The organism is Streptomyces bugieae (assembly GCF_036352915.1).
Lineage (GTDB): Bacteria > Actinomycetota > Actinomycetes > Streptomycetales > Streptomycetaceae > Streptomyces > Streptomyces endophytica.
Window position 1 is genome coordinate 40,211 of record NZ_JAZBJP010000044.1, and the last position, 14,078, is coordinate 54,288.

Annotated in this window: 15 protein-coding genes; 8 read left to right on the forward strand and 7 right to left on the reverse strand. The window is 72.5% G+C overall.

The features are described from left to right. The first annotated feature begins 45 nt into the window (after window positions 1–45). Window positions 46–813 (forward strand): alpha/beta hydrolase, encoded by a 768-nt coding sequence (locus V2J85_RS36305; protein ID WP_330823900.1) that lies wholly within the window; start codon window positions 46–48, stop codon window positions 811–813. Window positions 814–1,191: 378 nt separating this feature from the next. Here V2J85_RS36305 and V2J85_RS36310 read toward each other — a convergent pair whose 3' ends face one another. Further along, window positions 1,192–1,410 (reverse strand): DUF2610 domain-containing protein, encoded by a 219-nt coding sequence (locus tag V2J85_RS36310; RefSeq protein ID WP_261951007.1) that lies wholly within the window; start codon window positions 1,408–1,410, stop codon window positions 1,192–1,194. A 240-nt stretch (window positions 1,411–1,650) separates the two neighbouring features. On the opposite strand from V2J85_RS36310, the gene V2J85_RS36315 reads away from it, so the two are divergent. From V2J85_RS36315 to V2J85_RS36325, 3 genes are read left to right on the forward strand one after another with little or no spacing between them, the layout of a single operon-like run. Next, entirely contained in the window at window positions 1,651–2,505 is an 855-nt protein-coding gene (locus V2J85_RS36315) for a helix-turn-helix domain-containing protein (protein WP_261951006.1), read from the forward strand. A gap of 10 nt (window positions 2,506–2,515) precedes the next feature. Beyond that, window positions 2,516–2,716, forward strand: coding sequence for a DUF397 domain-containing protein (locus tag V2J85_RS36320; protein ID WP_261951005.1), 201 nt, complete (start codon window positions 2,516–2,518; stop codon window positions 2,714–2,716). A gap of 10 nt (window positions 2,717–2,726) precedes the next feature. Next, window positions 2,727–2,945 (forward strand): DUF397 domain-containing protein, encoded by a 219-nt coding sequence (locus tag V2J85_RS36325; RefSeq protein ID WP_261951004.1) that lies wholly within the window; start codon window positions 2,727–2,729, stop codon window positions 2,943–2,945. Between the two features lie 163 nt (window positions 2,946–3,108). Here the strand turns inward: V2J85_RS36325 and V2J85_RS36330 are convergent, their stop codons facing one another. The 6 genes from V2J85_RS36330 to rsmI form a co-directional block, all read right to left on the reverse strand. Then, window positions 3,109–4,014, reverse strand: coding sequence for a 4-(cytidine 5'-diphospho)-2-C-methyl-D-erythritol kinase (locus V2J85_RS36330; protein ID WP_330823901.1), 906 nt, complete (start codon window positions 4,012–4,014; stop codon window positions 3,109–3,111). Next, window positions 4,011–4,904: a 16S rRNA (adenine(1518)-N(6)/adenine(1519)-N(6))-dimethyltransferase RsmA gene (gene rsmA / locus V2J85_RS36335; protein WP_330823902.1), complete on the reverse strand. Its 894-nt coding sequence runs from the start codon at window positions 4,902–4,904 to the stop codon at window positions 4,011–4,013. Before rsmA ends, V2J85_RS36330 begins: the two co-directional genes overlap by 4 nt. Continuing rightward, window positions 4,901–6,058: a resuscitation-promoting factor gene (locus tag V2J85_RS36340; RefSeq protein ID WP_315975371.1), complete on the reverse strand. Its 1,158-nt coding sequence runs from the start codon at window positions 6,056–6,058 to the stop codon at window positions 4,901–4,903. The genes rsmA and V2J85_RS36340 overlap by 4 nt, the downstream gene beginning before the upstream one ends. Before the next feature lie 141 nt (window positions 6,059–6,199). After that, the gene (locus tag V2J85_RS36345; RefSeq protein ID WP_261951000.1) at window positions 6,200–7,075 is read right to left on the reverse strand and encodes a TatD family hydrolase; all 876 of its coding nucleotides are present in this window, start codon (window positions 7,073–7,075) and stop codon (window positions 6,200–6,202) included. 32 nt (window positions 7,076–7,107) lie between these two features. Next, entirely contained in the window at window positions 7,108–7,593 is a 486-nt protein-coding gene (locus tag V2J85_RS36350) for a hypothetical protein (protein ID WP_261950999.1), read from the reverse strand. Between the two features lie 289 nt (window positions 7,594–7,882). Further along, the gene (rsmI, locus tag V2J85_RS36355; protein ID WP_261950998.1) at window positions 7,883–8,740 is read right to left on the reverse strand and encodes a 16S rRNA (cytidine(1402)-2'-O)-methyltransferase; all 858 of its coding nucleotides are present in this window, start codon (window positions 8,738–8,740) and stop codon (window positions 7,883–7,885) included. Between the two features lie 111 nt (window positions 8,741–8,851). Here rsmI and V2J85_RS36360 point away from each other — a divergent pair, with 111 nt between their 5' ends. From V2J85_RS36360 to V2J85_RS36375, 4 genes are all read left to right on the forward strand, one after another. Further along, on the forward strand, window positions 8,852–10,591 hold the full coding sequence (locus V2J85_RS36360) for a dolichyl-phosphate-mannose--protein mannosyltransferase (RefSeq protein WP_330823903.1): 1,740 nt from the start codon (window positions 8,852–8,854) through the stop codon (window positions 10,589–10,591). A gap of 160 nt (window positions 10,592–10,751) precedes the next feature. Then, complete coding sequence (locus V2J85_RS36365) at window positions 10,752–12,407, forward strand: penicillin-binding transpeptidase domain-containing protein (RefSeq protein WP_330823904.1); 1,656 nt, start codon at window positions 10,752–10,754, stop codon at window positions 12,405–12,407. Window positions 12,408–12,492: 85 nt separating this feature from the next. Continuing rightward, on the forward strand, window positions 12,493–12,993 hold the full coding sequence (locus V2J85_RS36370) for a YbaK/EbsC family protein (protein WP_330823905.1): 501 nt from the start codon (window positions 12,493–12,495) through the stop codon (window positions 12,991–12,993). Then, window positions 12,990–13,841, forward strand: a complete 852-nt coding sequence (locus V2J85_RS36375) for a DMT family transporter (protein ID WP_330823906.1) — start codon at window positions 12,990–12,992, stop codon at window positions 13,839–13,841. Before V2J85_RS36370 ends, V2J85_RS36375 begins: the two co-directional genes overlap by 4 nt. The last annotated feature ends 237 nt before the right edge of the window (window positions 13,842–14,078 follow it).

Consider the following 14,078-nt stretch of genomic DNA (forward strand, 5'->3'; position numbering starts at 1 on the left):
GAAAGCGGCTGAGGGGCAGCGGCGGGGTTGGATAGCGTGATCATCATGACTTCCGCCACTCCTGAGACACCTGACACGGGCACGACAGTGGAAACGGAAAGCGGGCTGGTCTACGGCCCGGACGGCAAACAGCTGGACGTCCACCGCCCCGCGGGGGCGGCCGGACCGCTGCCCACCGTCCTCCTCTGGCACGGCATCGGCCCCGACGAACGCGACGTCCTCGAACCCCTGGCGCGCACCGCGGCGGCGCGCGGTCTGCTGGTCCTCGTACCGGACTGGCGCTCGGACGCCGCGGACGGCGGCCGGTCGCAGCTCCTGGAGTCGCTGGCCTTCGCCCGCAAGGAAGCGGGCGGGCTGGGCGGCAACGGGGAGTCCTTCGTGCTGGCCGGCTGGTCGGCGGGGGCCGGCGCCGCGCTGGGGGTCGCGCTGCGGCCCGAGGTTGCGGAGGAGTGGCGGCCGAGGTCGGTGGTGGGTGTAGCGGGCCGCTACGACCTGCCGGCCCGCACCACCGGGAGCGCCCCGCTGGCCGACCTCGCCGCGGGCCGGGACCCGGCCGTCCCGGTGCACCTCGTCCACGGCAGCCGCGACCCGATCGTGGCACCCCAGTACTCCCGCGACCTTGCCGGGGCGCTGCGCGCCGCGGGCCGCCCGGTGACGTTGCAGGAGCCGGACACCGACCACGCCGGTGTGATCATGACCGCCTACGACCCGACGACGGACCGCTGCGTCCCGACCAACGACGGGTCCGCGGTGGCGGCAGGACACCTGGTGGCAGGAGCACTGGCAGCAGCGGCCGCCGATCAGCCCCAGTAGACCCTGCAAGCCCTGCAAGCCCCGGTCACCGCCGCCCGCACCCACCGGACGACCATGCGTTGAGCATCCGCACCCGCTCCGCCAGCTCCCGGCGCCTGACGTCGTGGGCCGGCGGGCTCTGGCATGCCTTCGGCGCGCGCACGTACGGCCGGACGAGGCGGCTGTCCTCCCCGCACAACAGGAGCAGACCGGGCGGCACCCGGCGGACGTGCACCAGGCGGCGCGGCGCCCGGGGCGCCGTCGAGGCGACGGTGGCGGTCGCGACGGCCGTGCCGCAAAGGACGCCGGTACCGCTGCTCCCTCGATGACCGCCCCGCCCCGGAAGTAACCAACTCAGCAGCGCGTCAAGGCGCGTTCGGAGCCATTCCGCCATGCCGTTCACCGCGCGGCCGCCTTGCGGAGAACCTCGGCGAGCTTGCGCGCGGTGACCGCGTTGCAGTTACCGAGGGCGACGAGCGGGACGGCGTAACTGCCCGCGAGGCCGGGCAGATCGACACCGAGCGACGGCAGCGTGATCCCGTTGTCCTTGAGCGCGGTACGCAGCTCCTCGGCGCTGTCGTGGACGTCTTCGGGGGTGGACTGGTGATGGATGGGCATACGGCTACACCTTCCTGTGCGCTGCGTTCGGTTCGGCGCACTGACGCAGGGACCGCCCCTTGGGCGGCCCAACGGGTATGCAGGCGGCGGCACTTCCGGAGGCCGCGGCGTGCGACGCGGCACTACCCAGACCGTAGGGGCATATATGCCCCGGGGCAAGGTTGTCGCTCGGGATTAATCAGGTTGGGTGGAACGTGGCACCGTTAGGCGCGACACTGTGCGCGGACAGGGGAAGGTGACATGCCGCCAAGGGACAACCCAACGGCCCGCCAAGCCCGACTCGGGGGCGAGCTGCGGAAGTTGCGGGAACGCGCGGGCAAGACCGCCCGAGAGGCGGCGGGGCTGGTTTCGACCGACCAAGCCAAGATCAGTCACATCGAGGCGGGCCGCGTCGGAGTCAGCGAGGACCGCATCCGCCGGCTCGCCGTCTTCTATGCCTGCGACGACGAGGCCCTCGTCGAAGCGCTGTGCGCCATAGCGCGCGAGCATCGCGGACAGCACTGGTGGGACGACTATCGCGGCATCCTCGCTCCCGGATTCCTCGACATCGCCGAGCTTGAACACCACGCCACCGCACTGCGGTGCCTACAACCTGTCACGTTTCCCGGCATTCTCCAGACCGAGGAATACGCGCACGCCCTCTTCGCCAGCGCGATTCCACGGCTTCCCGACGACGAGCTGAAGGCCCGGGTCGAGCATCGCATGAAGCGGCGAGGCATCTTGGAACGAGATGAACCACCGAAATTCGAGGCCATCGTGCATGAGGCAGCGCTGCGCATGCGCGTAGGCGGGCGAAAGGTTGCACGCAGGCAGCTCGAACACCTCTTGTCCATGTCCGAGCGGCCGGGCCTGGCTCTCCGGGTCATCCCATTTACCAGCGAGGACTTCGTCGACGTGACGCAGACGGTGATGTACGCGAGCGGCGTCGTCCCACAGCTCGACACCGCACACATCGACACCCCCTTGGGCGGCCGCTACTTGGATGCAGCCGCTGACCTTGACCGCTATCGCGCGCAGCTCGGCGTCGCTGATCAGGCGGCGCTCACGCCCGAAGAGTCGCGAAATGTTATCCGACACATCGCAAGGGAATTGTGAGAGCCAAGGTATGAGCAGAGAAATCAAGTGGCAGAAGTCCAGCTTCTCCAGCGGCAACAGTGAGCAGTGCCTCGAAACGGCCAGAGATTCGGGTGAAATACTCCTACGCGAAAGCGACGATCCCCACGTGATCGTCAGAACCACCCCGGAGAAGCTCGCCGCCTTCATCCTCGGCGTGAAGAACGGCGAGTTCGACCACTTCGTCAACTGAGGTTACCGAAATGACCAGCAACCGCATTGACTTGAGCACCGCCGTCTGGCGCAAGAGCACCTACACCAACGGTGACGGCGGAAACTGCGTCGAGGTGGTCGACGGCCTCCCCGGCGTCGTCCCCGTCCGTGACTCCAAGGACCCGCACGGGCCGGCGATAGTCTTTCCCGCCGCGGCCTGGGCGTCCTTCGTTTCCGCCGTCAAGGGTGCGGCGCTGCCCCGCAGTTGAGACGTACGGGGCGGGCGGGGGCCGCGGGCCGCGGGAATATTGCCCGCCCCAGCCCCGTTGTGGCCCCGCAGGGGGGCCTCGCGTCCCCTACGGGACCCGTTCGAACGCCCCCTACGGGAGGTAACCGGACCGTCCGCCCCGGCTCACCCCGCCCCGCCCCGCTCTAGATGACGGTCGCCCCCGCCGCTGGAGAGTCCGCCACCCGCACCGCCCGGCAGGTCCCCGAGGCCAGCAGTGCCGCCGCGACGGCCTGGGCGGACTCCGCGTCCTTGGCCAGGAAGGCGGTGGTCGGTCCCGAGCCGGAGACCAGGGACGCCAGGGCGCCGGCCGCGGTGCCGGCGTCCAGGGTGGCGGCCAGGGACGGGCGCAGCGAGAGGGCCGCGGCCTGCAGGTCGTTGGTCAGGGCGGCGGCGAGGGCCGCGGTGTCGCCGGCGGCGAGGGCGGCGAGCAGCGCGGGGTCGGCCTCGGGCTCCGGGACGGCGGTGCCGGCGGTCAGCCGGTCGAACTCGCGGTAGACGGCCGGGGTGGACAGTCCGCCGTCGGCGACCGCGAAGACCCAGTGGAAGGCGCCGCCGAGCGGCAGCGGGGTGAGCAGTTCCCCGCGGCCCCGGCCCAGCGCCGCGCCGCCGACCAGGCTGAACGGCACATCGCTGCCCAACTCGGCGCAGAGGTCGAGGAGTTCGCCCCGGGAGGCGCCGGTGGACCACAGGGCGTCGCAGGCCAGCAGGGCGCCCGCGGCGTCGGCGCTGCCGCCGGCCATGCCGCCGGCGACCGGGATGTCCTTGGTGATGTGGAGGTGGACGTCCGGGCTGCGGCCGTAGCGGGCGGCGAGGAGTTCGGCGGCGCGGGCGGCCAGGTTCGTCCGGTCCAGCGGGATCCGGTCTACGTCGTGGCCCTCGGCGGTGATCCGCAGGGTGTCCGCGAGGGTGGCGGTGACCTCGTCGTAGAGGCCGACCGCGAGGAAGACGTTGGCGAGGTCGTGGAAGCCGTCGGGGCGGGCGGCGCCGACCGCCAGCTGGACGTTGACCTTCGCCGGGACCCGTACGGTCACCGTCGCGGTAGCCGTCACTTTCCCGCCTCCTTCTCCGTGCTCACCCGGTTCTCCGCGATCCGGGCGAATTCCTCGACCGTCAGTGCCTCCCCGCGGGCCTGCGGCGAGACGCCGGCGGCGACCAGCGCGGCCTCGGCCGCGGCGGCCGAGCCGGCCCAGCCCGCCAGCGCGGCCCGCAGCGTCTTGCGGCGCTGGGCGAACGCGGCGTCGACGACGGCGAAGACCTCCTCGCGGCCGGCCGTGGTGTCCACCGGCCGCTCCCGGCGGACCAGGGAGACCAGGCCGGAGTCGACGTTGGGGGCGGGCCAGAAGACGTTGCGGCCGATGGCGCCGGCCCGCTTGACGTCGGCGTACCAGTTGGCCTTGACGGACGGCACGCCGTAGACCTTGTTGCCGGGGCGGGCGGCGAGCCGGTCGGCGACCTCGGACTGGACCATGACCAGGGTGCGCTCGATGCCGGGGAAGGTGGCGAGCATGTGGAGGAGTACGGGCACCGCGACGTTGTAGGGCAGATTGGCGACCAGCGCGGTGGGCGTGGGGCCGGGAAGTTCGGTGACGTGCAGGGCGTCGCTGTGCACCAGCGCGAAGCGGTCGGCGCGCTCGGGCAGCCGGGCGGCGACGGTGGCCGGCAGCGCGGCCGCCAGGACGTCGTCGATCTCGACGGCGGTGACCCGGTCGGCGGTCTCCAGCAGGGCCAGGGTCAGTGACCCGAGGCCGGGGCCGATCTCGACGACGACGTCGTCGGGCCGGACATCGGCGGTCCGCACGATCCGGCGGACGGTGTTGGCGTCGATGACGAAGTTCTGGCCGCGCTGCTTGGTGGGGCGTACGCCCAGCGTCGCGGCCAGTTCGCGGATGTCGGCGGGACCCAGCAGCGGGCCGGACTCGTCGGTCGTACTCTTGCTCACCCGTGAAGCTTACGGCCGCACACCGGCCACGGGCTCGCCCCCCGGCTGATGTAGAGCTTCTTGGCCCGGTAGGTCTGTTCCTCGGCGGGGGCGTCCTGGGGACGGCCGCGGCCGCCGAGGGCGTGCCAGGTGGCGACGTCGAACTGGTAGAGCCCGCCGTAGGTGCCGGAGGAGTCGACCGCGTCGGGCCGGCCGCCGGCCTCGCACCGCGCCAGGGCGCCCCAGGCGAGGTGGTCGGCGCCGCGTACGGAGAGCGGCAGTTCCTTGGTGCCGAGGTGCACGATCTGCGGGCGGGGCGCCCGGACGATCTCGCTGTGCAGCCGTTTCGGTTTTTGTTTGACGCCGTTGACGGTGCGCAGCCGGTAGGTGACCCGCCGCACGCCGGGCCGCCCCTGCTGGACGATCGCCTCGGTGCCGCGGGCCAGCTGCGGGTCGGTGCGCTTGACCGTGCGGAACGGGACGGGCTCCTCGCGGACCTCCTTGCCGCCGGTGATCCGCAGCACGGAGACGGTCTGGCCCTCGCGCGGGAAGCTGTCCGGCGGTACGGAGGTGGTGTCCTGGTCGCGCAGGGCCAGCCCGGCCTCGGCGAGGGCCTCGCGGACGGTGGCGGCGTTGGTGCGGACGCGGTGTTCGCGGCCGTCGGCGACGAAGACGACGGTGCGTTCGGTGCGGACCGCCAGTTCCATGCCGTGCCGCTCGATGCGGCGGGAGCGGGAGGTGGAGAGGTAGGCGCCCTCGGCGCGCACCCCGAGCTGGTGGAGGGCGCCGGCGACGGTGTCGGCGGTGGTCCACACCTGGTGGCGCCGGCCGTCGATGGTGAGCACGACCGGGCGGCCGTGCCGGACCACGACGTGGTCGCCGCTGTGCAGGGTGCTGCCGGGGGCGGGCGCGACGATGTCGTGGTCGCCGATGCCGAGCTCTTCGTCGGCCAGCAGGTCCTCGACGTCGTCGGCGAAGGTGTGCAGGGTGCGGGGGGTGCCGTCGATGCTGAGCCGGACGGCCTTGTCATGGGCGATGAAGGCGGTGGTGCCGCCGGCGAGGAAGGCGACGACCGCGGCCCGGGGCAGCAGCCGCCGCAGGGCTTCGGGGCGTTCGGCGCGGCGTCTGCGACGGCCGCGCGCGGCGCGGTGGCTGCTGCTCTGCGGAAGACTCACGGCGCGCTCCACATGCCACGGATGCGGTTGACGGGCGGAGGCTAGCCGAGCGTCGACCACTCTCCAAAGTCGGATCGATACGGAAAGTGGTCACTTCGGGGGACGTCCGGCCCGCCGCGGTGACGGCGGCGGGCGCGGTGATCAGTACCCGAAGGCGCGTGCCGTGTTGGCCGCCACGGCCGTCGCCAGGGCGTCCTCGGTCATCCCCTTGACGTCGGCCATCGCGCGCAGGGTGACCGGAATGAGGTAAGGGGCGTTGGCCCGTCCGCGGTACGGGGCGGGGGTGAGGAAGGGGGCGTCGGTCTCGACCAGGACGAGTTCCGGCGGGGCGACGGCGAGGGCGTCACGCAGCGGCTGGGCGTTCTTGAAGGTGACGTTGCCGGCGAAGGACATGAAGTAGCCGGCCGCGGCGCAGGTCCTGGCCATCTCGGCGTCGCCGGAGTAGCAGTGGAAGACGGTCCGCTCGGGCGCGCCCTCCTCGCGCAGGATCCGCAGCACGTCCTCGTGGGCCTCGCGGTCGTGGATGACCAGGGCCTTGCCGTGCCGCTTGGCGATCTCGATGTGGGCGCGGAAGGACCGCTCCTGGGCGGCGATGCCGTCGGGGCCGGTGCGGAAGTGGTCCAGGCCGGTCTCGCCGACGCCGCGGACCTGGGGCAGGGCGGCGAGCCGGTCGATCTCCGCGAGGGCCTCGTCCAGCGCGGCGTCCCCGCCCGGCTCGCGCGCGCCCTGCCGCGACCACCCGTCGGGATCGCCGAGGACGATCCGGGGGGCCTCGTTGGGGTGCAGGGCGACGGTGGCGTGCACGCTCTCGTACGCGGCGGCGGTCTCGGCGGCCCACTGCGAGCCCTTGATGTCGCAGCCGACCTGGACGACCGTCGTCACACCGACGGAGGCGGCCTTGGCAAGGGCCTCGTCGACCGTCCCGTCCTGCATGTCCAGGTGGGTGTGCGAGTCCGCGACCGCCACCCGAAGGGGCTCGGGCAGCGGCGGCGGGGTGTTCTTGTCCTGCGGTGCCATGGCCGCGATCCTACGAGGGCCGCGGCCGGGCCTCACCGGCGGTGGTGCTGGAAGGGGTGCAGCAGGTCGGAGAGGTGCCAGTGGTGCTTGCCGGCCTCCGGGGGCGCCTCGGCGGTGCTGCCGGTGCGCTCCGCGGCCGGCGTCCCCTTCTTCTCGTTCCTGTCGTGCTTCTCGGCCCGGGGGCCCTTCTCGCCGGCGGGCTGGCGCTGGTGCATGTTCGCGATCGCGTGGGAGACCATCGAGACCTGTCCGGAGCGCATGATGCGTACGACGTTGCTGCCGCAGCTCAGGCAGGTGGGGCAGGTCAGCGGCGACGGCACCCGCTCGCCGTCCGTGTAGTAGACGACCCGCTCACGGCCCTTGGTGTCGAGCTGGTGGACTATCTCGTACGCCTGCTCCCAGCCGTATCCGCACTTCATGCAGGCGAAGGAGTACGCCTCGTGGGCGGAGGGCTCGGGCTGGGGGATGGGGTGGACGCCGGTGGCGTTCGCCGCGGTGGTCTTAGCGATCTCGCTCATGTGCGCTCCTCTTGTCCGCTGGACAAGGTCTTCGGGAACGGTTCGTCCCTCCCCCAGTGGACGCCTTTCCGTGGCGCAATGCAGCAGGTCTCCGACGGTATTGGCGCAGATTTGGCCGACGGTAGGAAAATCACCCCAACGCCTCGGCCTGCGCTTTACCTTTCCGGCCAGTCATTTACCTTCTGATGAGTCGGTTTTCTCCGTGGCCTGCGCATTATTCTTCGGCGGCCGGTTTCGGAGTGGCCGGTGAGCCCCCGGTAAGGGGCTTCTGCGGGGCGTCTTTCTCCGCCTACGGGGCGCTTTTCTCCGCGTTCTTCGCCGCGACCACCGCGTCGAAGACCTCCCGCTTGGGCAGCCCCGCCTCCGCCGCGACCGCCGCGATGGCCTCCTTGCGCCGCTCGCCCGCCTCCTCGCGGACCCGCACCCGGCGCACCAGCTCCTCGGGCGCCAGCTCCTGCGGCCCGCTCTCGGGGGCGCCCTCGACGACGATCGTGATCTCGCCCCGTACGCCCTCGGCCGCCCAGGCCGCCAGCTCACCCAGCGTCCCGCGCTTGACCTCCTCGTACGTCTTGGTCAGCTCGCGGCAGACCGCGGCCCGGCGGTCCGCGCCGAAGACCTCGGCCATCGCGGCGAGGGTGTCGTCGAGCCGGTGCGGCGCCTCGAAATACACCAGGGTGCGCCGCTCGTCGGCGACCTCGCGCAGCCGGGAGCGCCGTTCGCCGGCCTTGCGCGGCGGGAAGCCCTCGAAGCAGAAGCGGTCCACCGGCAGTCCGGAGACGGCCAGCGCGGTGAGCACCGCGCTCGGGCCCGGTACGGCGGTGACCTTGATGCCGCGCTCGACGGCCGCCGCCACCAGCCGGTAGCCCGGGTCGGACACCGACGGCATCCCGGCGTCGGTGACCAGCAGCACCCGGGCGCCGCCGGCCAGCGCGTCGGCGAGCTCCGGCGTACGGGCCGCCTCGTTGCCCTCGAAGTAGGACACGATCCGGCCGGTGGGCGTCACGTCCAGCGCCTGGGTCAGCCGGCGCAGCCGCCGGGTGTCCTCGGCGGCGATCACCTCGGCGGCGGCCAGTTCGGCGGCGAGCCGCGGCGGCGCGTCCGCGATGTCGCCGATGGGCGTCCCTGCAAGTACCAGCACTCCAGTCACCCGCCCATCCTCCCAGGACACCACCGGCCCGCCGACCCGCCCCGGTCAGCCCCGGCCCGCCGGGCATCCGCCGGTGGCGCTCCGCACCGGTCCACAGGCTGCTTCCCTACGATGGGCCGGGTGACGAGTGACACCACCGCGACCGACGCCGTCGCGCACGCCGCTCCGGAGCCGGCCCGGCAGCCCCCCGTCTGGCAGCGGCGGCTGCGCCGATTCGGATATCCGGCCGCGCCGCCGGCCGACGTCCGGACCCGGCTGGTGCCCGCGTTCCCGACATCGGGCGGCCGGCTGTGGGCGGTGTTCGGCGCGGGTCCGGACGCGGCGGCCCGGCTGGCGCGCTGGTCGGGCTGGGGCGGCCCGCTGCTGGTGGCGCTGTTCGCGGGGGTGCTGCGGTTCTGGAACCTCGGCAGCCCGCGCAAGGTGATATTCGACGAGACGTACTACCCCAAGGACGCCTGGTCGCTGCTCCAGTACGGCTACGAGGGCACCTGGGCCAAGAACGCCAACGACGCGCTGGTGGCCCACCCGCCGCAGATCCTGCTCTCGCCGGAGCACTCGTACGTCGTGCACCCCCCGATGGGCAAGTGGCTGATCGCGGTCGGCGAGTGGGCGCTGGGGATGAACCCCTTCGGCTGGCGGTTCATGGTGGCGCTGCTCGGCACCCTGTCGGTGCTGCTGATCTGCCGGATCGGGCGGCGGCTGATGCGGTCGACGGCCCTGGGCTGCCTGGCCGGGACGCTGCTGGCGGTGGACGGCCTGCACTTCGTGATGAGCCGCACCGCACTGCTCGACCTGATCGTGATGTTCTGGGTGGTGGCCGCGTTCGGCTGCCTCCTGGTGGACCGGGACCGCACCCGCGCCCGGCTCGCGGCGGCGCTTCCGGTGAGTCCGGACGGCGTGGCCCGCCCGGACGACGACGTCGGTGACCGGCTTCTGCTGGGGTGGCGGCCCTGGCGGATCGCGGCCGGTCTCTGCCTGGGCCTGGCCTCCGCCACCAAATGGAACGGTCTGTACTTCCTCGCGGCGTTCGCCCTGATGTCGTTCCTCTGGGACGTCGCGGCCCGCCGCACGGCCGGTGCCCGGCGCCCGTTCCGCTCGGCGCTGCGCCGCGACGTGCTGGCCGCCTTCGGCTCCACCGTCGTCGTCGCCCTGGCCACCTACCTCGCGTCCTGGACCGGCTGGATCGCCACCAAGGGCGGCTACTACCGCGACTGGGCCACCACCCCGGAGGGCCGGGCGGCCGGCTGGACCTGGCTGCCGGACTGGCTGCGCAGCCTGTGGCACTACCAGACCGAGGTCTACGCCTTCCACACCGGACTGACCACCCCGCACACCTACCAGTCCAACCCCTGGAGCTGGCTGGTCCTGGGCCGCCCGGTGTCGTACTTCTACGAGGACCCCAAGTTCGGCCAGGACGGCTGCACCGCGGCCGAGGGCTGCGCCCGCGAGGTCCTGGCGCTGGGCACCCCGCTGCTGTGGTGGGCGTCCTGCTTCGCGCTGCTCTACGTCCTGTACCGCTGGCTGTTCAAGCGGGACTGGCGGGCCGGCGCCATCGCCTGCGGGGTCGCCGCCGGCTACCTCCCCTGGTTCCTCTACCAGGAGCGCACGATCTTCCTCTTCTACGCCGTCGTCTTCGTGCCGTTCCTGTGCCTGGCGCTGGCCATGATGATCGGCGCGCTCATCGGGCCACCGGGGGCGACCGAGCGCCGCCGCACCATCGGGGCCGTGGGGGCCGGCGTCCTGGTCCTGCTCATCATCTGGAACTTCATCTACTTCTATCCGCTCTACACGGGCCTGCCGATCCCGAAGAGCGCCTGGCACCACCGGATGTGGTTCGACAGCTGGGTGTGAGCGCCCGGCGGAGTTCGACGATTCCGTCACAGGCTTACAACAGCGCGTCACCGGACCGTGCCCGGATCGAGACTCGGGGCTCTCCCCGTGTCCCTTAGAGTGCGATGCACGTTCTTGTGTGCGTATTCAAGGACGAGGCTCCAGGGAGGGAATCGGTGGCATGCGCCGTGAGGTGAAGTACGGGCTGATCGGCGGATCGGTGGCCCTGGTAGCGGGAGTCGTGGGCGGCTTCACGCTGTTCGGAGGATCGGACGACGCGACGCCGCAGGAGGTCCGGTCCGCGGACGCCGCGGCCGGTGACAACGCGCCCAAGGTGCCGACCGGCCCGCTGTCCGCCAAGGAGGTGCAGACGGCCGGCCAGGAGTTCCTGACCGCCTGGCAGTCCGGCGACGCCGCCAAGGCCGCGAAGCTGACCGACAGCCCGGACACCGCGCGGGCGGCGCTCACCACCTTCGCCAAGCGGGCCGGCTTCTCCAAGGTGACGGTGACGCCCGGCACCCCCGCCGGCGACAAGATCCCGTACACCGTCGCCGCGCAGATCGACTACAAGGGCACCAAGGCGCCGTACTCCTACCGCGGCTCGGCGACCCTCCACCGGGACAAGGCCACCGGCAAGCCGGTGGTCGCCTGGCAGCCGTCCGTGCTGCACCCGGGCCTGGTCAAGGGCGACGAGCTGCGGACCGGCGAGGCCGAGGCGCCGCCGATCAAGGCCGTGGACCGCAACGGCGCGGTGCTGACCCCCGAGGCGCACCCGACGCTGGCCGCGATCCTGGACAGCCTGCGCGACAAGTACGGCGACAAGACCGACGGCAAGCCCGGCGTGGAGCTGTTCATCAAGCGCGCCAAGGCCGCCAAGCCGGCCGACCAGCAGCCCGACAAGACCCTGAAGGTGCTCTCCAAGGGGACCCCCGGCACCCTGAAGACCACCCTGGACGCGAAGCTCCAGGCCGCGGCCGAGAAGGCCGTCCAGGGCAAGAAGTCCGCCTCGGCGGCCGCGGTCAAGCCCAGCACCGGCGAGATCCTGGCGCTCGCCAATTCCCCGGCCAAGGGCTTCAACATGGCCACCCAGGGCTCGCTGGCGCCCGGCTCGACGATGAAGATCGTCACCTCGGCGCTGCTGATGGACAAGGGCCTGACCTCGCCGGGCAAGAAGAACCCGTGCCCGAAGTACGTCACGGTCGGCGGCTGGAAGTTCCAGAACCTCAACAAGTCCGAGATCAAGGACGGCACCTTCGCGCAGAGCTTCGCCGCGTCCTGCAACAACGCCTTCATCGCGCACGCCAAGGACCTCAGCGACGACGACCTGACCAACGAGGCCCGCGACGTCTTCGGCATCGGGCTGAACTGGCAGACCGGCATCCCCACCTTCGACGGCGCGGTGCCGGTGCAGCACGACGCCCAGATGGCGGCCTCGCTGATCGGCCAGGGCGGTGTGCGGATGAACCCGCTCAACGTCGCCACGCTCGCCGCGACGGTCCGCGCCGGCTCCTTCCACCAGCCGTACATCGTCGCCCCGTCGCTGGACAACCGGACCCTCGCCAACGCCGCCCGCACCATGAAGCCGGCCACCCTCAGCGGGCTGAAGTCGCTGATGAAGCTGACCGCGACCTCCGGTACGGCCGCCGAGGCGATGTCCGGGGTCAGCGGTGACATTGGCGCCAAGACCGGCTCCGCCGAGGTCGACAACCAGAAGAAGCCGAACGCCTGGTTCACCGCGTACCGCGACGACCTGGCCGCGGCGGCCGTCGTCCCGGCCAGCGGCCACGGCGGCTCCAACGCGGGCCCGGTGGTCCGCGCGATCCTCACCGCCCGCTGAGCGCGGGGGCGCCCGCGGTGGGCGCCCCTCTCACGCTCCGGAACCCGGTCGCATGGCCCGTACAGCTTTCGCTAGCGTGCGGGCCATGTCCCTTTCCCCATCCGACGCTCCCTCCCCCACCCACCCACGCTTCGCCCAGGCCCTCGCCGGCCTCGGCCTCACCGTGCCGGTCCGCAGCTTCCCCGAGGGCACCCGCACCGCCGCCGACGCCGCCGCGGCCATCGGCTGCGAGCTGGCCCAGATCGTCAAGTCGCTGATCTTCGCCGTGGACGGCGAGCCGGTCCTGGTCCTCATGGACGGCGCCTCCCGCGTCGACGTGCAGCGGGTCCGCGCGGAGCTGAACGCCACGGAGGTCACCCGCGCCGACGCCGCCCTGGTCCGCGAGACCACCGGCTACGCGATCGGCGGCGTACCGCCCTTCGGCCACCGCGTCCGCACCCGCGTCCTGGCCGACCGCGGGCTGCTCGCCCACGACGAGGTCTGGGCCGCCGCCGGCACCCCGCACACGGTCTTCCCGCTCGCTCCCACGACGCTGATCGAGCACGCGCGGGGCAGGCTCGTGGACGTGCGCGAGCGCTCCTCGTGACCCCGCTGGTCGTCGCGGCCGTCCTCGCGGCCGCCGTGACGCACGCCAGCTGGAACGCGATCGCCCACGGCATACGCGACCAGCTCCTCGCCTTCACCCTGGTCGGCGGCGGTGGCGCGCTCTGCGGCGCCGCCATGGCGGGCTTCACCCCCCTCCCCGCCGCCGGCGCCTGGCCCTACCTGCTGGGCTCCGCCGTCCTGCACATCGTCTACCAGGCCCTGCTCATGCGGTCGTTCCGGCTGGGCGACTTCGGGCAGATGTACCCCATCGCCCGCGGCAGCGCCCCGCTCGTCGTCACCGTCCTGGCGGCCGTCTTCGTCCACGAGATCCCCGGCCCCTGGGCCCTCGCGGGCGTGGCCCTCGCCTCCACGGGCCTGGTCGGCGTGGCCCTGTGGGGCGTCCGCGCCGCCGGCACCCGGCCGCACTGGCCGGCCATCATCGCGGCCCTCGCCACCGGCCTGTCCATCGCCTCCTACACCACCGTCGACGGCCTCGGCGTCCGCGCCGCCGGCACGCCGCTGGGCTACATCGCCTGGCTGATGATCCTCGAAGGCCTCGTCATCCCCCTCTGGGCGCTCGCCGTCCACCGGGGCGAAATCCTCACCGCCCTCCGCCCGTTCGCGGTCCGCGGCCTGGCCGGCGGATTCCTCTCCGTCCTCGCCTACGGCCTGGTCCTGTGGGCCCAGACCCGCGCCGCCCTCGCCCCCATCGCCGCCCTCCGCGAGTCCTCCATCATCGTCGGCGCGGCGATCGGCGCGGTGTTCTTCAAGGAACGGTTCGGCGCCCCGCGGATCGCTGCCGCGGGGCTGATGGTGGTGGGGATCGGCCTGATGCTGTACGCGGGGTGAGGGGCGCCGCACGTTTTCGGCTTTCCCGCCGTGGGGGTTGCTGTTTCTTCCGCCTTCGGCGGGCGTGGGGGTTGTTGGGCCGGGGGCGCTCGCTTGGTGGGTGGTGTCGGGTGTGGTCCTCCGGGGCGGGTTTCCGGACTGCTGACGCTTTACGTCCGGAAACCCGCCCCCTACGGCCCCCACCCTGCGGCCGGTAACCGCGCCCCCGCCCGGTGGGGGAAATGACAAGGGCCGGGT

Coding starts and splice junctions, on each gene's coding strand:
- V2J85_RS36310 (WP_261951007.1), bottom strand. CDS start 1,410: ATGCCCATCCATCACCAGTCCACCCCCGAAGACGTCCACGACAGCGCC.
- V2J85_RS36365 (WP_330823904.1), top strand. CDS start 10,752: ATGCGCCGTGAGGTGAAGTACGGGCTGATCGGCGGATCGGTGGCCCTG.
- V2J85_RS36360 (WP_330823903.1), top strand. CDS start 8,852: ATGGGCCGGGTGACGAGTGACACCACCGCGACCGACGCCGTCGCGCAC.
- V2J85_RS36320 (WP_261951005.1), top strand. CDS start 2,516: ATGAGCAGAGAAATCAAGTGGCAGAAGTCCAGCTTCTCCAGCGGCAAC.
- V2J85_RS36325 (WP_261951004.1), top strand. CDS start 2,727: ATGACCAGCAACCGCATTGACTTGAGCACCGCCGTCTGGCGCAAGAGC.
- V2J85_RS36370 (WP_330823905.1), top strand. CDS start 12,493: ATGTCCCTTTCCCCATCCGACGCTCCCTCCCCCACCCACCCACGCTTC.
- V2J85_RS36345 (WP_261951000.1), bottom strand. CDS start 7,075: ATGGCACCGCAGGACAAGAACACCCCGCCGCCGCTGCCCGAGCCCCTT.
- V2J85_RS36350 (WP_261950999.1), bottom strand. CDS start 7,593: ATGAGCGAGATCGCTAAGACCACCGCGGCGAACGCCACCGGCGTCCAC.
- V2J85_RS36305 (WP_330823900.1), top strand. CDS start 46: ATGACTTCCGCCACTCCTGAGACACCTGACACGGGCACGACAGTGGAA.
- V2J85_RS36315 (WP_261951006.1), top strand. CDS start 1,651: ATGCCGCCAAGGGACAACCCAACGGCCCGCCAAGCCCGACTCGGGGGC.